The sequence below is a fragment of the Nocardia tenerifensis NBRC 101015 genome, from assembly GCF_000308715.1.
Lineage (GTDB): Bacteria > Actinomycetota > Actinomycetes > Mycobacteriales > Mycobacteriaceae > Nocardia > Nocardia tenerifensis.
Genome location: NZ_BAGH01000573.1, coordinates 1 through 20,648, shown reverse-complemented (window position 1 = coordinate 20,648; position 20,648 = coordinate 1). Strand labels below are relative to the sequence as shown.

18 protein-coding genes and 1 riboswitch are annotated in these 20,648 nt (G+C 70.0%); of the genes, 12 read left to right on the top strand and 6 right to left on the bottom strand.

Annotation, left to right across the window (positions count from 1 at the left end; all coding sequences use genetic code 11):
- On the bottom strand, positions 1–415 hold a 415-nt coding region (locus ON39_RS37720), incomplete at its 3' end, for a M64 family metallopeptidase (protein ID WP_218006197.1).
- A 194-nt stretch (positions 416–609) separates the two neighbouring features.
- Entirely contained in the window at positions 610–1,305 is a 696-nt protein-coding gene (locus tag ON39_RS37715; RefSeq protein WP_040741345.1) for an SDR family NAD(P)-dependent oxidoreductase, read from the bottom strand.
- A 90-nt stretch (positions 1,306–1,395) separates the two neighbouring features.
- On the opposite strand from ON39_RS37715, the gene ON39_RS37710 reads away from it, so the two are divergent.
- A complete protein-coding gene (locus ON39_RS37710) occupies positions 1,396–1,995 on the top strand; it encodes a TetR/AcrR family transcriptional regulator (RefSeq protein ID WP_040741335.1) in 600 nt (199 codons plus the stop codon).
- Positions 1,996–2,040: 45 nt separating this feature from the next.
- Positions 2,041–3,084, top strand: coding sequence for an L-glyceraldehyde 3-phosphate reductase (mgrA, locus tag ON39_RS37705; protein WP_040741334.1), 1,044 nt, complete (start codon positions 2,041–2,043; stop codon positions 3,082–3,084).
- A gap of 9 nt (positions 3,085–3,093) precedes the next feature.
- Here mgrA and ON39_RS37700 read toward each other — a convergent pair whose 3' ends face one another.
- Entirely contained in the window at positions 3,094–4,278 is a 1,185-nt protein-coding gene (locus ON39_RS37700) for an acyl-CoA dehydrogenase family protein (protein WP_040741332.1), read from the bottom strand.
- A 108-nt stretch (positions 4,279–4,386) separates the two neighbouring features.
- On the opposite strand from ON39_RS37700, the gene ON39_RS37695 reads away from it, so the two are divergent.
- The 5 genes from ON39_RS37695 to ON39_RS37675 all read left to right on the top strand — a co-directional run bounded on the left by ON39_RS37695 (position 4,387) and on the right by ON39_RS37675 (position 10,565).
- Entirely contained in the window at positions 4,387–4,983 is a 597-nt protein-coding gene (locus ON39_RS37695; protein WP_246002732.1) for a hypothetical protein, read from the top strand.
- 103 nt (positions 4,984–5,086) lie between these two features.
- Positions 5,087–5,205, top strand: a riboswitch (SAM riboswitch).
- 119 nt (positions 5,206–5,324) lie between these two features.
- On the top strand, positions 5,325–6,131 hold the full coding sequence (locus ON39_RS37690; protein WP_040741329.1) for a 2OG-Fe(II) oxygenase: 807 nt from the start codon (positions 5,325–5,327) through the stop codon (positions 6,129–6,131).
- On the top strand, positions 6,131–6,859 hold the full coding sequence (locus tag ON39_RS37685; protein WP_040741344.1) for a tRNA-dependent cyclodipeptide synthase: 729 nt from the start codon (positions 6,131–6,133) through the stop codon (positions 6,857–6,859). The genes ON39_RS37690 and ON39_RS37685 overlap by 1 nt, the downstream gene beginning before the upstream one ends.
- Positions 6,856–8,277, top strand: a complete 1,422-nt coding sequence (locus ON39_RS37680; protein ID WP_040741327.1) for an MFS transporter — start codon at positions 6,856–6,858, stop codon at positions 8,275–8,277. The genes ON39_RS37685 and ON39_RS37680 overlap by 4 nt, the downstream gene beginning before the upstream one ends.
- Positions 8,278–8,498: 221 nt before the next feature.
- Positions 8,499–10,565, top strand: a complete 2,067-nt coding sequence (locus ON39_RS37675) for a glucosidase family protein (protein WP_051187609.1) — start codon at positions 8,499–8,501, stop codon at positions 10,563–10,565.
- A gap of 3 nt (positions 10,566–10,568) precedes the next feature.
- Here the strand turns inward: ON39_RS37675 and ON39_RS37670 are convergent, their stop codons facing one another.
- On the bottom strand, positions 10,569–11,792 hold the full coding sequence (locus ON39_RS37670; RefSeq protein ID WP_040741326.1) for a cytochrome P450 family protein: 1,224 nt from the start codon (positions 11,790–11,792) through the stop codon (positions 10,569–10,571).
- 483 nt (positions 11,793–12,275) lie between these two features.
- Positions 12,276–13,742, bottom strand: a complete 1,467-nt coding sequence (locus tag ON39_RS37665) for an endoglycoceramidase I (RefSeq protein ID WP_246002663.1) — start codon at positions 13,740–13,742, stop codon at positions 12,276–12,278.
- Between the two features lie 212 nt (positions 13,743–13,954).
- Between ON39_RS37665 and ON39_RS37660 the strand changes: the two genes are divergently transcribed.
- Positions 13,955–14,995, top strand: coding sequence for a PQQ-dependent sugar dehydrogenase (locus ON39_RS37660; protein WP_246002665.1), 1,041 nt, complete (start codon positions 13,955–13,957; stop codon positions 14,993–14,995).
- 24 nt (positions 14,996–15,019) lie between these two features.
- Here the strand turns inward: ON39_RS37660 and ON39_RS37655 are convergent, their stop codons facing one another.
- The gene (locus ON39_RS37655; protein WP_040741325.1) at positions 15,020–15,682 is read right to left on the bottom strand and encodes a TetR/AcrR family transcriptional regulator; all 663 of its coding nucleotides are present in this window, start codon (positions 15,680–15,682) and stop codon (positions 15,020–15,022) included.
- A 155-nt stretch (positions 15,683–15,837) separates the two neighbouring features.
- Here ON39_RS37655 and ON39_RS37650 point away from each other — a divergent pair, with 155 nt between their 5' ends.
- The 4 genes from ON39_RS37650 to ON39_RS37635 are packed head-to-tail and all read left to right on the top strand — an operon-like array spanning position 15,838 to position 20,641.
- Entirely contained in the window at positions 15,838–17,022 is a 1,185-nt protein-coding gene (locus ON39_RS37650) for an ROK family protein (RefSeq protein ID WP_040741323.1), read from the top strand.
- A 22-nt stretch (positions 17,023–17,044) separates the two neighbouring features.
- Entirely contained in the window at positions 17,045–18,547 is a 1,503-nt protein-coding gene (locus tag ON39_RS37645; RefSeq protein WP_040741321.1) for a sugar ABC transporter ATP-binding protein, read from the top strand.
- A complete protein-coding gene (locus ON39_RS37640) occupies positions 18,544–19,572 on the top strand; it encodes an ABC transporter permease (RefSeq protein ID WP_051187607.1) in 1,029 nt (342 codons plus the stop codon). The genes ON39_RS37645 and ON39_RS37640 overlap by 4 nt, the downstream gene beginning before the upstream one ends.
- Positions 19,573–19,594: 22 nt before the next feature.
- Positions 19,595–20,641 (top strand): substrate-binding domain-containing protein, encoded by a 1,047-nt coding sequence (locus ON39_RS37635; protein ID WP_040741319.1) that lies wholly within the window; start codon positions 19,595–19,597, stop codon positions 20,639–20,641.
- Positions 20,642–20,648: the final 7 nt, after the last annotated feature.

The window sequence follows — 20,648 nt, the reverse complement described above, 5'->3', positions numbered from 1 at the left end:
CGCGCGGATCGTTGTCCACCCCGGATTCCTGGGAGATCACGTTGACCGCCCAGACATTGAACGAATTCTTATATGACTTGAACGGCTCGACCTGAGTGATCTCGTTCCATCGATTGATCGCGTGCTGTTTATAGGTGCCCAATTGGCTCGACGTGTATCCGTCGCCGACGAACACGAGATCGAAACGCTGGCTCGACGGCCCCGTTTGCTGGATGGTCACGACGTCGGCCCGCACCGCCGAGCGCGGCGCCGGGCTCGCGTCCGGCACGGGCGTGACCACGCGGCTGATGGTGCCGTCGGGCGAGAACACCTCGCGCTCCTCGGTCCGCGGCGCGGCCGAGCCGACGGCGACCGTCAGGGCGGCAATGACGAACGCGCCGAGCATGATTGCGAACATGCGTCGTAACAAGGGCATGACGGAGCTCCTCGAGTGGTTCGCGAATTCGATCCGGGCGCCGGGTGCCGCGCACCGGTCGATCGAATTCCTAACCAAGGAACCACATTCGGACAGCCAACTCGACTGAGGAATAACTGGGGAACTGGTTGGGGAAACGAAAGCGCCCATTCCCGACGGAAATGGGCGCTGTCCGGTTCGTCGTGCCGCTCAGGTCACCACGGGACGGTATTTCCGTGCCGGTCCAGGAATCGCAGACCGGGCGCGCCCGCCTGCGCCTCGAGGACGTCGACGACCGCCGGGATGCTCTCGCGCGGGTCGAGCGGCGCGTCGGGGCCGCCGAGCTCGGTGCGGTTGTGGCCCGGGTCGATGAGCAGCTTGGTGTGGCCGTCGTCGCCGCGGCGGGTGGCGTAGCTGCGCATCAGCTGGTTCAGCGCGGCCTTGCTCGCCTTGTAGAGCTCGTAGCCGTCCTCGGTGTTGCGCGAGACGCTGCCCTGCTCCGACGACATGATGGCCACGGTGCCGCCGGGCGCGACCAGTCCGCGCAGCGCCTCGACGGCCCGCAGCGGGCTCAGCGCGTTGGTGGTCATCACCTCGGTGAACATCTCGGTCGGGACCTGGTCGATGGGCAGGTCGCCGCGGTCGATCGCGGCGTTGACGAACAGCAGCTCGAGCCGCGTGCCGGCCAGGCGCTCGGCGAGCGCGGTCAGCTGTTCGGTGCTGGTCATCTCCAGCGATTCGATCGTGAGCAGGCCGTTCGAGGCGTCGGCGGCTTCCTGCAACTCCCCGCCGGGCCGCCGGGTCGTGGCGATGACCTGCCAGCCGCGGCGGGCGAGTTCGTCGACGAGAACGAGCCCGAGCCCGCGGGAGGCGCCGACGACGAGGGCTCGGCGATCAGGTGTAGCGGACACATTCACTCCTATGAGATGCGAGAACATTAACTAGACTAGACGTCGCGTCTAGAGTAACCCAGGGCGGTCGGCGATGGGTATGGTGTCCCCATGCCCGCCACGAGCACCCCGCCCAACCGGCCGCGCTCCGGTCCCCGGCGCGACGAGGCCGCCCGGCTGGCCGTGCTGCACGCCGCGGACGATCTGCTCGTCGAGCACGGCTTCGGCGGGCTGACCGTCGAGGCGATCGCGCGGCGGGCCGGCGTCGCCAAGCAGACGATCTATCGCTGGTGGCCGTCGAAGGTGGAGATCCTCCTGGACACGCTCATCGCGGACAGCGAGAAGACCTTGCCCGTACCCGAGTCCGGCGCGACCGCGGACACCGTGCGCGGCTATCTGCGCGCCTTCGCGCGCTTCCTCACCCGAGACCCGGCGGGCCAGGTCCTGCTCGCGCTGATCGCGCACGCCCAGCACCACCCCGACACGGCCGCGAGCCTGCACGAGCGCTACCTCGGCCCGCGCCGCGCGCGGGAACGCGAGATGCTCGCTCGCGCAGTGGAATCCGGCGAGATCGCGCCGCGGCTCGACCTCGACGCCGTGCTCGACGCCCTCCTCGGCCCGCTCGTCTACCGCGCCCTCACGGGATCGAGCATCCCCCGCGCCCTGGTGGACACTCTGGTGGAGGACCTGCTCCTCCCCCGCGCCACCTGACGCGATCCTTTCCCGCACCATGAACCAGACGACGAGGAGGTCCGCATGACCTATGTCCCCGAACCGACCAGGTACGACGGCACGATGCGCTATCGCCGCTCGGGCCGCTCGGGTCTCGACCTGCCGCTGCTGTCCCTGGGCTTCTGGCACAACTTCGGCGACGACCGCCCCTACCTCGTCCAGCGCGAGATCGCCCTGCGCGCCTTCGATCTCGGCATCACCCACTTCGACCTGGCGAACAACTACGGCCCGCCGTACGGGTCGGCGGAGATCAACGCCGGGCGCATCCTGCGCGAGGAACTCGCGGCCCACCGCGACGAGCTGATCATCTCCACCAAGGCTGGCTGGGACATGTGGCCCGGCCCGTACGGGCAGGGCGGCGGCTCGCGCAAGTACGTCCTCGCCTCGCTCGACCAGTCGCTGTCGCGGCTCGGCCTCGACTACGTCGACATCTTCTACTCGCACCGCTACGACCCGACGACGCCGCTCGAGGAGACCGCCGCGGCGCTGAATACCGCTGTGCGCCAAGGAAAAGCGCTCTACGTCGGCATCTCGTCCTACACCGCGCGGGATTCGATCACGATGGCGCGGCTGCTGCGCGAGCTCGGCACGCCGCTGCTGATCCACCAGCCGTCGTATTCGATGCTCAACCGCTGGATAGAGACCGAGGGGCTGCTCGACGCCGCCGCCGAGGAGGGCTTCGGCGTCATCGGGTTCACCGCGCTCGCGCAGGGGTTGCTCACCGCGAAGTACCTCGACGGCATTCCGCCGGAATCGCGTGCCGCGCAGGACAAGTCGTTTCAGAACGAGTTGCTGACGCCGGCCATGCTCGAGCGGCTGCGCAAGCTGGACGCGATCGCGGACAAGCGCGGTCAGACGCTGGCGCAACTGGCCCTCGCCTGGGCGCTGCGCGACGAACGGGTGACCTCGCTGGTCATCGGCGCGTCCACCACCGACCAGCTCGAGCAGAACGTCGCGACGCTCGGCAACCTGGAGCTGCGCGACGACGAGCTCGCCGACATCGACGCGCTGCTCGCGGACGACGGCAAGGTCGACCTGTGGCGCTCCGCTCGGCAGGGCACGCTCTGAAACCCGTACTCAGATCGTCGGATTCGCGGCGTCGAGGCCGAGCGCGAGCCTGCCCGCGCTCTCGTGGTGGGTGTCGCGCAGATACAGGTGCTGATTGAGCACGGTGCTGTCGCGCCAGATCCGCTGGATAGGGCTGGACTCGTAGATCGCGCTCGCGCCCGCGACGCGGAACAGCTCGTCGACCGCGTCGCGGCAGGTCTGCGCGGCCCACACCACGTGCTGATGCAGCTCGCACCGGTCGGCGATCGGCATGCGATGCAGGTCCTCGCCGCGCAGCCGCCGTTCGACGTAGGAGTCGAAGACCGCGCGCGTCGACTCGCGCGCGCCGCGGATCGCCGCCTGTGCGTGCCCGACCGTGCGCTGGATCACCGGATCCTGTGACGCCGGTTGATGTTTCGGCGGACCGGCCCGGCCCGGCAGCACCGCGCGAACCTCGTCGAGCGCGCGTTCGGCCGTGCCGATCGCGACACCGGCGAATCCCGGCGCGACCAAGCTGAACAACGGAATTCGATACTTGGTGTCCGCGAGGCGACTCGGCGCGAAGAACGGGAAGGTGCGCCGCGCGGGGACGAACACGTCGTCCATCGTGAAGCTCATCGAGCCCGTGCCGCGCAGCCCCGCGACGTGCCAGTCGTCGATGACGGTCACCTCGTCGGTGCGCACGGCCACCGAGACGAGTTCGGGCTGCCCGTCCGGGCCGAGCTCGGGTGCGCCGTCCGCGCCGAGCAGGACGGTGTTCGCCACGACCCACCCCGCGTAGCCGATGCCGCTCGCGAACGGCCACCGGCCGCTCACCCGCAGCCCGCCCTCGGCAGGCGCGCTGCGGCCCGCCGGGGTGAAGCACAGGGACATGGGCCCGATGCCGTCCGCGAAGACCTCGGCGATGCCGTCGGCGGGCAGCTTGGATGCCAGCACCGCCGGGGAGGTGGCGCAGATGAACAGGCTCCAGGCCGTGCTCGTGTCCGCGTAGGCGAGCGCCCGGACGATCTCGAAGGTTTCGTCGGCGCCGATGAGACCACCCCCGCCGACCTCGGCGGGGGCGAATATCCCCCACAGTCCCGCAGCCATGATGGCGTCGACCACCTCGGCGGGCAGATCGCGCGCGTCCTCGGCCTTCTGGCCGTACTGGCGCGCGATCGGCGCGAGCTCGGCGACGGCGTCGAGCGCTTCCTCCAGCGAAACGAGCTGTCGCACAGGCACTCCTCACGGTCGGGCGGGTAGACGGATTCAGCCTGCGCCCGCGCGGTGGAACACGAAAGCCCTGTTTTCACTCAGCGAACCGAGGATTCTGAACGCGTGCGGATGTACGCGGATCGGGCCACCGTCGCCGCCCGTCAATTGGTCACGGATCTCCTGGTAGCGGCCTGGGTGTACGTCTCGGTCACCGCCGCGCTGTGGGTACACGCTCTGGTGCGCAGGCTCGCCGTGCCTGGTCAGAAGCTAGAGGGGGCGGGCAACGGCATGGCCGACAGCCTCGGCGACGCCGGCCGCAAGGTCGGCCGGGTTCCGGTGGTCGGCGACGATCTGACCTCGCCGTTCGAGCGGGCCGCGCGCGCCGCGCACTCGCTGGCGGAGGCCGGTAGCGATCAGCAGGCGGTCGTCGACGACCTCGCCACCGCCCTCGCCATCGGATTGCTGATCGTCCCGCTCGGCCTGGTGCTGTTCGTCTGGCTGCCGCTGCGCATCCGCTGGATCCGCCGGGCCGCCACGGCACGCGACCTGCGCGCGGTCCCCGGCGGACGCGACCTGCTCGCGCTGTGCGCGCTGGCCAACCAGCCGCTGCGCCGACTGGACCGGATCGACGCGGACGTGGTCGACGCGTGGCGGCGCGGCGACGACGACACGGTGCGCGAGCTGGCGGCGCTGGAGCTGCGCGGTCTGGGTTTGCGCGGAAGTTGATGTCGGGCGGCATTTTCGCCGATGTGCCCTAGGTGGATCCATTCATAACTCAGCGCGATTCTAAAGCGTGACACCTCCTCCGGCGTCGGCGAATCTTGGTGCAGGTCAAGAGTGCCAGCGTCAAGTCCCCGGCTAGCTGGCCGGCAACCCTCCAACCGCGGCGGGGTGCCCCGGGTCAAGACCAGGCCGAGCCGCGTTACGCGGCCCGGGCAAGCGCGGGCTCCGTCGACAGTGGGAGCCCTCTCGAGAGATGGGGGTAGCGCCATGTCCGAATCCGCGAACCCTCTTCTCGCGCCCGGGTCTGTGCCCGGTCCATCGAGCGACAACCAGAGGGGAACGACATGACTACGGCCACGCCAGCTCTCGGAAACCGCGTATTGGACACCACCAGAAGGGAATTCGACCACGAGGCGCTCGCCGCGCTGCTGAACGGCGATGTCCACGCGGTTCGACTGACCGGATTCGTCCGGCCCGACGCGCTCGATCATCTCAGGAAGGCGTTCGTCGGCAGGCAGGACCACGGTCCGCTGGCCACCGATCCGCAGTTCCGGCGCATCGGTCACGCGTTCTCCGAGACCAGCACCGAGGCGGGGCGCGGGCGGTACTTCGCCGAGGCCCGCGACAATATCGAGCGGCTGCGCGAGATCGCCGCGCCGTACGCCTACCCCGCCGACGACCTGCGGCTGCTGCTCGACGAGATCTGGCCGTCGGGCGCGAGTCTGCTGCGCCGCGACGGACAGGCCTTCTTCGCCGGGGTCGCGCGCTATCAGCTGGCGGGGGTCGACCTGGAGCCGCACACCGACAATGTGAGCCGGAACCTGCCCGCGGACTTCGCGATTCGCATCGTGCGGCAGCTCTCGGTCAACGTCTACCTCGACGTGCCCGACCGCGGCGGTGAGTTGCAGATCTGGGACGACTACCCCGACGAGCGCGAGTATCGGGACCGGTCGGGCGAGCGGGTGTACGGCATCGACCGCGCGGCCGTCGGCGAGCCGGCGCTGGTCATCACGCCGCGGGTCGGCGACGCGATCTTCATCGATCCGCGCCGCGTCCACGCCGTCGCGCCGTCGCAGGACCGGCCGCGCATCACCATCGGACTGTTCATCGGGGTCGGCGACCCGGCCGAGTCGCTGAAGGTGTGGAGCTGATGACGACCACCACGACCACCCTGCTCTCGGCCTCGCACAAGGCCGCCTACGACCTGCGCTCGGACGGCATCACGACCGAGGGGCGCTCCACCGTGCTGCTGGTCAGCGTCGGCGCGGACTACCACGAGGGCGAGAAGCTCGCGGCCACCATCGATCTGATCAATCGATCGAACTTCGGCCGCTGCGCGATCGCCGTCGCCGACACCCTGCAGCGCCACAACCTCAGCGGCGGAACGGATGTCGACCGGCACGCGCGCGCCCGCATCGCCGGGGACCAGTGGATCGCGCGCAACATCGGCTACCTGGACCAGATCGACTGCCCGACAAACATTCTCCGGTGGGACTTCGCGCTGTCGCATCCGCGCTACGGCGATCTGTACGACGCGATCGAGCACGCCTACGAGACCGACGAGCCGTATCGGCACGCGATCGACAGCACCATCGACCGGTTCATCGAGCGGCGGCTCTCCCGCGAGCCGGACGTCGACCAGGAGGCGGTCCGGAAGTCCTGCCGCGCTTACCTTTTGGAGGAGTGCCCGATCATCATGCCGCTGTGGGCGCACGAGGGGTTCGACTACGTCATCTACCCGCAGCGGATCTCGGCCGCGATGGGGCGCACGCGGGAACTGTTCGTCGAGCCGGAGCATCCGGATCGGGTGGCGTGGCTGCCGCTGCGGTTCAAGAAGCGCAAGTCCGCGTTGCACAGCGGCGCGGGAGACGAGCAGTGACCGTCGAGATCCCCACGCGGCGAAGGGTTGCCGGGTTCGCCGGGCTGGCGGTGGCCTCGTTTCTCGGCTGCATCGATCTGACGATCGTCACCACGGCGCTGCCCGCGATCGGCGAGGATCTGCGCGCTGGTCCGTCGAACACCGAGCTGACGCTGGGCGTGTTCCTGATGGCGCTGTCGATGTTCATGGTCACGGCGGGGCGGGTCGCCGACCGTCTCGGCCGCCGGAAAGTCCTGCTGGCCGGGCTCGCGCTGTTCGTCGTCGCGTCTGCCGGCGCGGCCGCGTCGTGGACGATCGGCGCGCTGCTGGTCGCCCGCTTCGTGCAGGGCGCGGCCTGTGCCGTGCTCTACACGAGCACCTCCACCCTGGTGGAATCGCTGTTCCCGCAAGGTGATCGGGGAAAGGCGATCGGCTGGCTGTACTCGGTGAACGGCCTCGGGCTCGCCATCGGCCCGGTGCTCGGCGGGCTGCTGGTGCCGAGCCTCGGCTGGCAGTCGATCTTCTGGATCAACATTCCGCTCGGCCTGGCGGCCCTGCTCGCCATCGGCTTCGCGGTGCCGAGCGTGGCGCCGGACACCTCCGGCGGGACCGACTGGGCCGGGCAGATCGTCGTCGCGTTCGCCGTGGTCTCGGCCGTGGGCATCTTCGTCGGGGGCGATCTGCGCGGCTGGTTGTCGCCGTGGGTGCTGATCGCCGCGGTGGTCCTCGTGGCCGCCGTGGCGGTGGGGATCGTCGCGGAGCGGCGGGCGGCGAACCCGCTGATCGATCCGGCGCTGTTCGGCAATCGCCGGTTCGTCGCGGCGATCGTGTCGGACTTCTCGCTCGGGCTGTTCTACGCCGCCGCGCTGCTGGTGATCCCGACCTACCTCACCCAGGGCCGGGACCTCGACGTGCGGGCGGCCGGGTTCGTGCTGCTGCTCGTCAGCGGGACGCTCGCGCTCTCGTCCCCCGTGGCGGGCCGGTTCATCGACCGTTTCGGCCCACAATCGTTGCTGCCGTTCGGGTTCGGGTCCCTGGCCCTCGCCGGGGCCGGAATCTCGCTGGCCGCGTTCGGCGATCGGTTGCCGATCCTGTTGGTCGCGCTCGTGCTGTTCGGCGGGGGTTGGGCGCTGGTGCTCGGTCCCGCGACGGTGCTCGCTATTTCGACCGTGCCGCCGACCCGCTCCGGCTTCGCGGTCGGCGCCTCGTGGACGTTCCACAACCTGGGCGGCGCCATCGGAGCCGCACTGGCCACGGTCGTCTTCGGGCACGTCGACCTCGACCTGCCACGCGAGGTCGGCGACGCCACCGGCCGCGTCACCGCGATACTGGCCGTCACCAGCCTGATCGCCGCGGTCACCGTAGTAGCACTGACAGCCCGTCGCCCCGCCCCCGACGCCGTGCCCGCCCCACCCGTCCCCGCCAAGGCCGGGACTTAACCCGCACACCCAACCCCGCACTCTTTCTACGGATCCGCACCGACTCTAGACACCTAGAGAGGGTGCGGATCCTGAGAGAGGGTGCGGGGATTCGGCGCGCGCTGCCACGGGGGCGCCAGGATCGGCGATAATCGAAGCGGTCCCAGCCGAGTGCTGTGCGGGCTCGGCGTGGTCGGAAGGGTGCTTCCGGGTCTCGGGAGCACGGGCGGAAGGGCTCGGTCATGTACCACGGCGAGGCGGTTCAAGGGATCGGACGGCGCGGCGGCTCCCTCCTGCGACGCGCGGCCGTCTGCGTCGTGCTGGTGCTGCTGCTGGCCACCGGATGCGCAGACCGGCACACCGACACGGCCTTCCATTTCGCGGTCACCGAGGGGCTGAATCAGAACTACCTGATCCGCGACGGCGAGACCGCGGCGCACCTGCTGCTGCGCTCCGGGCGCAATCCGCGCATCGTGGTGGCCTTCCCCGCCGGGAACAGCGGCACCGGTGTGTGGTTCGGGCCGCTGACGGACGCGGCGGACTGGCGTCTCGACGCACCACCGAAAGCCAAGGCGTTCAACGATTCTCATGGCCGCACCCTGCACGGCATCGAGTTCGAGGCCTCCATCGCCACGCCGGAGCTGGCGCCCAAGCAGGCCGTGCTCTCCAACGTCCGCGTCCTGCGCGACTACGACCAGTACGCGCTCGTGCCCGCCGAACTCGTCGTCGCCCCGGAAACCTCGCAGCACACGGTGACGTGGGCGCGCGACCGGCTCGACGGCGCGCCCGGCTACCACCTCGGCCTCGAGGTCCTCGACGGCGCGGTGGCCCCGGGCGGAGCCGTCACCGCGGGCGCGGACGGCCGCATCACGCTGCGCGTCACGGCGGCGACCGGCGACACCCCGCTGACGCCACTGTCGGGCGCGGACCTGTTCAACGGCCACGAGCGAGACCTGGCGGGCGCGAAGAACACCCTCACCTTCCTCAGCTACCGGGAGAAGTTCCTCGCCGGCTCCTGGCGCTTCGACACCTACTTCGGCCGCGACACGCTGATCTCGATGATGCTGCTGAAGCCGGTGCTGGCCCCCGAGGCGATCGAGGCGGGCATCCGTTCGGTGCTGGCGCGACTCGGTCCGGCGGGGCAGGTCGCGCACGAGGAGTCGCTGTCGGAGTTCGCCATCCTCACCCGGCAGCGCAAGCAGGGATCGCTCGATGCCGCGCCGATCTACGACTACAACATGATCGACGAAAACTATGTGCTGGCACCGGTTGTCGCCGCGCACCTGCTCGACGATCCGGCGGGCGCCGAACGCGCGCCCGCCTATCTCGCCGCCGCGCTGGACAACTCCGCCACCACGCTCGGGCAGGCGCTGGTCCGTAATCTGCGCCTGGTCGCCACGACCACGGCGGCCTTCGCCCGCGACCCCCGCTACCAGAACCTGATCGCCTTACAGGAGGGCCGCGACTCGGGCCAGTGGCGCGACAGCGGCATCGGCCTCGGCGGCGGCCGCTACCCCTACGACGTGAACGCGATTCTCGCGCCTGCCGCCCTCGAGGCGACGGCCCGCCTGCTCGACCACGGGGTGCTCGATCCCTTCCTGAGCCAAGACGATCGAATGGAGTTGTCCTTCGCGGCCGCCGCGGCGAAGACCTGGCGCGCGGAGGCGCCGCGCTTGTTCACGGTCACCCGCGACGCCGAACAAGCAAGGGCCGCAATCGGTTCCTACGCGGCGCGGATCGGCGTGCCCGCGACCGACGCGCTGGCCGCGGTCGAGGGTCCGATCACGTTTCCGGGCGTCGCGCTCGACGCCGGCGGCACGCCGATACCGATCATGCAGTCCGACGACACCTTCGACCTGTTGTTCGGCACGCCCCCGCCGGAGATTCTCGACAAGCAGGTGAGCACGCTGTTCCGCCCGTTCCCCCTCGGGCTGCGCACCGGCGCGGGCATGGTGGTCGCCAACCCGGTCTTCGCCGACCCGAATCTCCAGGCGCGCTTCACCACTCACGACTACCACGGCACGGTTGTCTGGTCCTGGGTGCAGGCCGCGCTCGCGAGCGGCCTGCACCGGCAACTGGACCGCACCGATCTTCCCGCGCCCGTGCGGGATCGGCTCGTCGCCGCGCGGAAAGCGCTGTGGCAGGTGATCGACGCCGCCCAGTCGATGGCCAGCTCGGAGCTGTGGAGCTGGCGGTTCGAGAACGGCGGCTACCGCATCGCCCCGTTCGGCGCCAGCGAGGGCGACGTGACCGAATCCAATGCGGCACAACTGTGGAGCAGCGTGTACCTGGCCATCACGCCGCCGTGAGCCTCAGCCGCGCAACCGCACCGGCAACTCGACCAGGCCGCGAATGAGCAGGCTGGGCTGCCACTTCAGCGGTTCGGTCCGCGGCGCCATGCGTAGCTCCGGGAAGCGGCGCAGCAGCCCGGTGAACGCGATCTCCCCCTCGAGCCGGGCCAGCGGGGCGCCGACACAGAAGTGGATGCCGTGGCCGAAGGCCAGGTGCCCGGCGGGGTCGCCGGCCAGGTCGAGCCGGTCGGGGTCGTGGTAGCGGGCGGGGTCGCGATTCGCGGCGGCGAGCGCGACGTAGACGAACTCGTCCGCGGGGATCTCGACGTCGCCGACCCGCACGGGTTCGGCGGTGACGCGCAGGGTGGCCCAGTCGACGGGGCTGCCGAAGCGCAGGAACTCCTCGACGGCGGCGGGCACGCCCGACGGGTCCGCCCGCAGGGCGCGCAGCTGAGAGTCGTTGTGCAGCAACGCGTGCGTGCCGTTGGCGATGAGGTTCACGGTGGTCTCGTGCCCCGCGATCAGCAGCAGGAACGCCATGGAGATCAGTTCGTACTCGGTGAGCCGGTCCCCGTCCTCGCGGGCGTGGGTGAGGCCCGACAGCAGGTCGTCGCCGGGCTCGGCCGCCTTGGCCCGCACCAGGGCGGTCAGATACTCCGACATCTCGGCCGAGCAGCGTGCGCGCTCCGCGAGGTCGCCGGGGATCCCGACCATCACCTTCGTCCACCGCTGGAAGTCCTCCCGATCGGCGAAGGGCACGCCGAGGAGTTCGCAGATCACGGTGACCGGCAGCGGTATCGCGAAGGCCTCGAGCAGATCCACCTCGTCGTGCTCGGCCATCCGGTCGAGGAGCCCGGCGGTGATCTCCTCGATGCGCGGCCGCAGCGCCGCCACCCGGCGGGTGGTGAAGGCCTTGTTGACCATCTTGCGCAGCCGGGTGTGCGCGGGCGGATCGGTGTTGAGCATGTGGCCGCCGAGGGCGAACGCCGCCGAATCGTCCTGCGCCTGCGGGTGATTCTTCTGGAAGATCTCGATGATCGTGGCGAAGTCCTTGGTCAGCCGGGGATCGGCGAGCAGCGCCCGCCCCTCCGCGTACCCGATGACGACCCACTGCGCGGCACCGCGCGGAAACTTCACCTTCAGCACGGGACCGCGTTCGCGCCAGCGCCGGTAGTACACCTGCGGGTCGTCGAAGAAGTCCTCGCCGACCGTCTCGATCGCGACCTGAGTTTCGATATCGGCCATACCACCCTCACTTCTTCCGGCGACCGAGCGCGGCCGCACCCACCCGTGCGCGACGACGTCGACCGCACAGTAACCACGGTACCGAACCGACCGCGCGCCACCGGCCGGCTTTCCCTCCGGGCGAACGACCCTGCGCCGCTCGGCCTTTCGAGGCAGTACGGTCGGAATCGGGCCGAATCCCCCGGAAAGTATGGGCGCTCCACGGCAGCATTTCCATTGCGGGCCTTATATTCCGGATGGTAAGGTTTTTGCTGCTGATCTACCGATCGCTTACGGGGGTTCCACTATGCACAGAGTTGGGCGCGAGCTTGCCCGACGATGTCGATACAGGCCTGTGCCTCGAATTCGGTGTCAACCGAGTGACATTCCTTTGATCGAGAAAGCCGGCGGTACGCGCTGAGCGACAGCCGCTGAACACCGGTCCCGCGACAGGATTCGTCAACGACGACGAGTTCCTCGCCCAACGCTGTGCTCGCCGCGGGACTAACGAGCCGGTGCGACTCCGCGGATGGTCACCGTGACGGCCGCGGAGCCGACGGCCGCCACCGTGACCACCCGCGCGCCGGGGGCCGAAGTGACGGCGCCGCCCTCGACCCGGACCTCGTAACCTCGCGGGTAGTGCACGTCGGAGACGTAGATCTCGGTCGGGGCGGACGCCGCGCGCGGGGTGTACGTGTAGGTGAAATCGCCCGTGGCCGTGTCGAATACGAGCCGCCCCGGGGTGCCCGCGGTGGCCTGCGGATACGTGCGCACCAGGTCGCGGCCGAGGTCGCCGAGGAACGGATCCGGTCTCGCGCCGCCGGGGCCGAAACTCGACGCGTAATGCCAGTACTGCCAGCCGATGAATCGTTCGTCGGCGCGCACCAGCGTATTGCGCAGCACCGTGGTGTCGCCGTCGCCGAACTCCGTTACCAGCGTGGGGATTCCGGTGCGCCGGGTGAACGCGTCGACATTGCCCCAGGTCTTGTCCTGCTGCACCGGGCACAGTCCGCGCAGCTGTTCGGGCAGGCCGAGATAGATCGCCAGCTGGCTCGGGATGCAGTAGTCGTGCGGCGCGAAGACGATATCGGGCGAGGTGATCGGCGGATTCTTGCCGAGATTGGTCGGCATGGTCTCGTTCCACGTCACGTTCGGCTCCCAGAAGACCGGAAGGGCGGCGTTGCGGGCGCGCACCGCGTCGGTCAATTTTTGCATGGCCGCTTGATATTTCGCGTCGAAGCCGGGGCAGCCGTTCGGGAAGCAGGTGTGGAACGCCGAGCCCGGCCACGGCTCGTTCATCAGCTCCACCCCCAGCACGCCCGCGCGCCCGTTCACCTTCGCGGCCAGCGCCGCCAGCGCCTGGCCGAGGTAGTCGAGCACGCCATTGCTGTTGTCCCACACCTCATCCCAGCCGCGGTTCATGCTGGGCATCAGGTAGTACAGCGGGAACCCCGGGTTGGGTTCCCATGGGGCGGGGCGTGATCGCAGCGACCACTCCGGGAAACCGTTGCCGCCCCAGATCTTCGACAATCCGTCCTGATGATTGTCGAGCAAGGTGTAAATGCCTTGTGCCGCAAGCGTATCGATCACCGAGGCGACGCGGTCGAGGTATGCGGTATCGACCGTGCCGCGGGTGGGCATCAGCCCGTCGAAACTCACGCCCAGCCGGACGGTGTTGAACCCGTGCCGCGCCAGCAGAGCGGCGTCGGCCTCGGTCACCGTGAATCCGTCGCCGGGTTCGATATACGGCGCCTGCTTGTCGACATTGTTGACCCCGTGCAGCAGCACCCGGCGACCGAGCGCGTCGACGAGATAGCCGCCCTCGGCTTGAATTCGACTGAGCGACGGCCCGATCGGGGCGGCCACCGCGGGAACGGGCACCGCGACCAGCGCCGCCGCCGCGACCGCGACCACGGCGGCCCCGATCGTCCGCCTCCCCCGCACCGCCGCCCACCGCATGATTCCGCGCATCGCCATCTCCGCTCCGGTAACCGACAACGGGCTTAATGGTCACACGTCCAGTTCGGACGGACATAGCGACAGCCGATTCCCCAGTCGTCTGGGGACCATGATCTCGACCGCGCGTCCCCAGACGCTCGCCAGTCGAAATGACCGTCCACGCGGGGTTCTACTTGGGTATGACCTCGACAGTCCGGAGTGCGGCGCGTCTCGCCGGTGCCGCCATGATCGCTTTGGCGGCAACGGTTTTCGCCGCCGCGCCGAGTACCCTCGCGCAGCAGGCCGCCGTGGCGGGGCCGCCGGATCTCAACTCCCCGCAGGAGGTGGCGCGCGACATCAGCGTCCCGTGGGGACTCGCGTTCCTGCCCGACGGGTCCGCGCTGGTCGCCCAGCGCGGCACGGGCGCGATCTCGCGGGTGGCGCCCGGCACCGCGCCCGTGCAGGTCTATCGGGTGCCGGGGGTGGTGGCCCGGGGCGAGGGCGGACTCCTCGGCCTCGCGGTGTCGCCGAAGTACGTCGAAAACGGTTACGTCTACGCCTATTTCACCGCAGGCAGCGACAACCGCATCGTGCGCTTCCGCCTCGACGGGCAGCCGGAGGTGATCTTCCAAGGCATCGCCAAGGCCACTATCCACAACGGCGGACGCATCGCGTTCGGCCCCGACGGCATGCTCTATGTCGGCACCGGCGATGCGGGACAGTCGAGCCGGGCGCAGGATCCGGCGAGCCCCAACGGCAAGATCCTGCGGCTCGACCCCGACGGCAAACCCGCGCCGGGCAATCCGACGCCGAACTCACCCGTCTACACCCTCGGCCACCGCAATGTGCAGGGCCTGGCGTGGGACGCGACGGGCAGGCTGTACGCGACCGAGTTCGGCCAGGACACCTACGACGAGATCAACCTGATCCAGCCGAAACGCAACTACGGCTGGCCGGTCGTCGAGGGCAAGGGCGACACCCAGGGCGGTCGCTACACCAACCCGCTGGTCACCTGGGCCACCAGCGAGGCGTCGCCCTCCGGCCTCGCGATCACCGCGAACACCCTGTACGTCGCGGCGCTGCGCGGCGAGCGACTGTGGACGATCCCGCAGCGCGCCGACGGCACGCTCGGCAGGCCCGAGGCGCAGCTGCGCGACCGCTATGGCAGGCTGCGCACCGCGCAGGTGGCGCCCGACGGCGCCCTGTGGCTCACCACCTCCAACACCGACGGCCGCGGCGACGTCCGCCCCGGCGACGACCACATCATCCGCTTCCCGGCCCGGTGATGACGCGACCGGCGGGGTGAGCGCTCACCGCTTCGGCAGGAGACCCTCGAGCATCGCGTCCAGCGCCTTGCGATGGATATCGCGGTGGGTGAGCTCGGCCCACCGGTCGCCGACGGCGACGAGGGTGGGCAGCCGGGCCGGGTCGAGCTGACCGACGCCGTCGTCCGAGGCGTGCGAAACCCCCAGGCGCGAGCGGCGATTGCGGTTCGCCCGGATGATCAGGTCACCCACGATGAAGTACCAGACGGCGCGGTACACGTCGACCGCCTCGTCGGTGGTGCAGCCGTACGCGACGGCCGCCGCGACGATGTCCTCGACCATCCCCATGGCCGAGGGCACGACGAGCGGATCGGAGGCCAGCACCTCGATGATCCACAGTCGCTCGGCCAACCCCTCGTAGAGCGAGCACGCGGCCTCGAGCAGGCGCTCGCGCGGATCGTCGGGGTACTCCCGGCGCGGCATGTACCGCGCGTACGACTCGAGCAGGAGCAGCAGCAGTTCGTCCTTGTCGCGCACGTGGTGGTACAGCGCCATCGGCGTGCTGCCCAGCTCCTTCGCCAGCCTGCGCATCGACAGGCTCTCCGCCCCCTCGGCCCGCAGCACCCGGTCGGCGGCGGCGATGATGGACTCCTGCGAGAGACGCGGCGGCCGCCCGACCTTTCGCGTGCGCTCCGTTTCCGTGGGCATCCGGTAATCCTCCCCTATCCGGCTTCACTCCCTGCTGCGATGCTACCCAACTTTGTCCTGCTAGAGAACAAACTACGCTCGAAAAACTCAAAAGCGTCGACAAGGCGCGACAAAGTGCGGTTCAATCTTTTCAGCTCGACAGAAAGAAGCATGCGATGCGGATCGCGCCTCGACCCGAAAACGCCCACCAGGCAAGGCTTCTGCGGCTGCTGCGCGACCGAGGCCCGCAGTCGCGGTCGGAGCTGGGCCAGCCCATGGAGCTGTCCAGGTCCAAGCTCGCGGTGGAGCTCGATCGGCTCGCCGGGCTCGGCCTGGTCGAGGCGGGCGGGCTGGCCGCGTCCAGCGGCGGACGGCGCTCGGCCATCGCCGCGCTGGCCTCGGGCCTGCGCTTCGCCGCCATCGACATCGGCGCCACCTCCATCGACGTCGCGGTGACCGACGGGGAACTGCACGTACTCGGCCAGCTGTGCGAGCCGTGCGATATCCGCAACGGCCCGGCCGCCGTGCTGGAGCGGGCGCTGGAGTTGCTCGGCAAGCTGCGCGGCGACGAGCGCATGGCCGGGCGGCTGCACGGGGCGGGCGTCGGCGTGCCGGGTCCGGTGAGCTTCCGCGAGGGCATGCCGGTCGCACCGCCGATCATGCCCGGCTGGCACAGGTTTCCCGTGCGCGAGGCCGTCGCGCAGGAACTCGGCTGCCCGGTGCTGGTCGACAACGACGTGAACATTCTGGCCCTGGGCGAAATGCAGGCGGGCTCAGCGCATTCCGTCGCGGATTTCCTGCTTGTCAAGGCGGGCACCGGGATCGGCTGCGGCATCGTCGTGGACGGCGAGATCTATCGCGGCGTCTCCGGCAGCGCGGGCGACATCGGACATCTGCGGATCACCGACGACGGACCGGTCTGTGCCTGCGGCAACAGCGGCTGCCTCGAGGCCTACGCGGGCGGGGCCGCGCTGGCCAGGGAGGCGCTCGCGCACGCGAGCCGCTCCCCGTTCCTCACCGAGCGCCTCGCCGCCGCGGGCACGCTGACGGCCACCGACCTGGCCGACGCCGCCGCGGCGGGAGATCCCTTGGCGGTGAACATGATTCGCGAGGCGGGCGGCCATCTCGGGACGGCGCTGGCCGGATTGGTCAGCTTCTTCAACCCCGGACTGGTGGTGATCGCGGGCGGGCTCACCGGGTTCGGGCACCCGCTGCTCGCGGAGATCCGCAGCGTGGTCTATCGCCGATCCTCGCCGCTGGCCACCGGCAACCTGCCCATCGTGCTCTCCGAGCTGGGCGGGCTGGGCGGGGTGATCGGCGCGGCGCGTCTGATCAGCGATCACGTCTTCAGCGTCGCCTGACGACCCGGCGAGGAGTTCGGCCATGAACACCGTGCTGACCATGCGAGGCATCGTCAAGGACTTCCCCGGCATGCGCGCGCTCGACCACGTCGACCTCGAGGTGCGCGCCGGCGAGGTGCACTGCCTGCTGGGGCAGAACGGCGCGGGCAAGTCCACGCTGATCAAGGTGCTGGCCGGTGCGCACCAACCGGATTCGGGCGAGCTGACCTGGCTCGGCGAACCGGTGCGGCTGTCCGGCCCCGCCGCGGCCACCCGGCTCGGCATCGCCACGATCTACCAGGAACTCGACCTCTGCGACGGCCTCGACATCGCCGAGAACATCTTCCTCGGCCACGAACGCGCCCGCGCCGGATTCACCCGCCGCGCGTCGACCGCGCGCGCCGCGACCGCCCTGCTCGACCGTCTCGGCCACGCGGAGCTGCGGCCCGACACGCTGGTCGGCACGCTGCCCGCCGCCGCCAAGCAGGTGGTGAGCATGGCGCGGGCGCTGTCCTACGACGCGCGCCTCATCGTGATGGACGAGCCGTCGGCGGCGCTCGGCAACGACGAGGTGGGCAACCTGTTCCGCATCATCGATCAGCTGCGCGCGGAAGGCGTTGCGGTGGTGTACATCTCGCATCGCCTCGACGAGATCCGCACCATCGGCGATCGGATCACCGTGCTGAAGGACGGACGGACCGTCGCCGCCGGGCTGCCCGCCCGCACCACCGGCACGGCCGAGGTCGTCTCGCTCATGACCGGCGATGCCGCCGAAGCGGTTCTCGCACAGGACAACCCGCGCGTGGAGCAGCGGGCCGAGGTGCTGCGGGTGACCGGACTCGCGCTGGCGGAACGATTTCGGGACGTCTCGTTCACGGTGCGCGCGGGCGAGATCGTCGGCCTCGCCGGGCTGGTCGGCGCGGGCCGCTCGGAGATCCTGGAGACGATCTACGGCGCGCGGCGGCCGTCGGCGGGGCAGGTGCTGGTGGACGGCCGCCGCGTGCGGCCGGGCAGCACCACCGCCGCCGTCGCCGCCGGACTCGGGCTGGCGCCGGAGGAGCGCAAATCGCAGGGGTTGTTCCTGCTGGAATCGGTGGGCCGCAACATCTCCGCGGCCTCGCTGCCGCGCTACTCCCGGTTCGGCTGGTTCGACCGCCGCGCGGAGCGCACCGACACCGGCGGCGTGCTCGCCCGCGTCGGCCTGCGCCCCGCCGACCCCGACCATCCCGTGCGCGGACTGTCGGGCGGCAATCAGCAGAAGGCGGTGCTGGCCCGCTGGCTGCTGGACGACTGCCGGGTGCTGCTGCTGGACGAACCGACCCGCGGCGTCGACGTCGGGGCGCGCGCCGATGTGTACGCGCAGGTCCGCGGCCTCGCCGAGCGGGGCGTCGCGGTGCTGATGGTCTCCAGCGAGCTACCCGAGCTGCTCGGGCTGGCCGACCGGGTGCTCGTGCTGCGCGACGGCGAGATCATCCACGAGGCACGCTCGGCCGAGCTCGCCGAGGCAGGCATCATCGCGATGATCATGGAAGGAAGTGCGCTGTGATCGATCGGACCCGCAGCACGCCCACAGCCCGCACCGACGCGAAAACGTCTGTGGCGCAACCGCTGTCGAAGCGCAGAACCGGCCGCGGCGAGCTACGCAAACACGCGACGCTGATCGTCGCGCTGCTCGTGCTGCTGCTCGTCGGGGCGTTCACCAAGGGCCAGGACTTCCTCAGCACCGGCAACATGATCACCATCCTGACGCTGGCGTCGGTGATCGGCGTGGTGACCGTCGGGATGACGTTCGTGATCATCGGCGGCGGCATCGACCTGTCGGTCGGCGCGATCATCGCGCTGGCCTCGGTGTGGTGCACCACGACCGCGACGCAGTCCTACGGCGTGGCCGGGATGGTGTTCAGCGCGCTGCTCGTCGGCCTGGGCTGCGGGTTGCTGAACGGCGCGCTCATCGCCTACGGCCGGTTGGTGCCGTTCATCGTCACCCTCGCCACCATGGTGGCCGCGCGCGGGCTGGCCGAGCAGATCTCCGGGCGCCAGTCCCAGCTCGTCACCACCGATCTGCTCGCCCTCGCCCAGGACCGGCTGCTCGGCATTCCCCTGCTCGTCTACCTGTTCCTCGTCGTGGTGGCGGTCGGCTGGATCGTGCTGGAGCGCACCACCTTCGGGCGGCGCAGCGCGGCCGTGGGCGGCAACCCGGAGGCGGCGCGGCTCGCCGGCATCGACGTGCGCCGCCACACCCTGCTGCTCTACGCGGTCTCCGGGCTGTGCTGCGGCATCGCCGCCATCATGCTCACCGCGCAGACCACCACCGGCACCAGCACCAACGGCCAGCTCTACGAGCTGGACGCGATCGCCGCGGTGGTCATCGGCGGCACGCTGCTCAGCGGCGGCTTCGGCACGATCACCGGCTCGATCCTCGGGGTGCTCGTGTTCACCGTGATCGAGGATCTGTTCATCCTCAACAACCTCGAACAGCCCATCCAGGCCATCGGCAAGGGCGCGATCATCGTCGCCGTCCTGCTGTTCCAGCGCTTCGGCCGCGCACGCGCGGTGCCAACCCTCACCTGATCCGCACGAACCGAGGAACCCCATGAGTACCACCGTCTCCGTCCCCCGCCGCGGCATCCTGCTGTCCGGCCTCGCCGCGGGCGCGGGCGCGCTCGCCGCGGCGTGCACGTCCAACGACACCAAGTCCGCCACTCAGGTGGCGGGCGGTACCGGCGACAACTCCGCCGCCGGAACCCGTGTGCGCGTGGCGTTCTCGGCGCCCGCCGCCGACCACGGCTGGACCGCGGCGATCACCCGCAACGCGCGCGCCCAGGCCGAGAAGTTCAGCGATCTCACGCTCGACGTCACCGAGGGCACCAACGACGTCAGCCGCCAGATCGAGCAGGTGCAGACGATGATCAACCAGAAGGCCGACGTGCTGGTGATCCTGCCGTTCGACGGCAACGCGCTCACCGAGATCGCCAAAAACGCGATGGCGGCGGGCATTCCGGTGATCAACCTGGATCGGGTGTTCGCCTCGGCGCTGGCCTACCGGACCTGGATCGGCGGCGACAACTACGGAATGGGCGTCAACGCGGGCAATTTCATCATCCGCAAGATGAAGGACGCGGGCCGCACCGATCCGGTGATCGTCGAGGTCGCCGGCATCGACAACCTCCAGCTGACCCAGGAGCGCAGCCGCGGCTTCCACGACGCCCTCGCCGCGGCCGGATTCCGGGTCACCGCACGGCAATCCACCGACTTCACCGCCGCGGGCGGCCAGCAGGTCGCGAGTCAGATGCTGCAGGCGACGAAGAAGATCGACGCCATGTGGAACCACGACGACGATCAGGGCATCGGGGTGCTGGCCGCGATCAAGCAGGCCGATCGATCCGGCGAGTTCGTGATGGTCGGCGGGGGCGGCTCGGCCCAGGCCATGCGCGAGATCCAGTCGGGCAACTCGCCATTGCAGGCCACCGTGCTCTACAGCCCGGCCATGGCGTCCTCGGCGGTCGCGCTCGCGCGGCTGCTCGGGCAGCGCCGGGCGCTCGGCGACCTCGCCGAACACGATGTGCCCGCGAAGATCACGACGTTCTCCGCGGTGGTCACCAAGGACAACGCCGAGCAGTACCTAACCAACGGCTACTGACGAACGG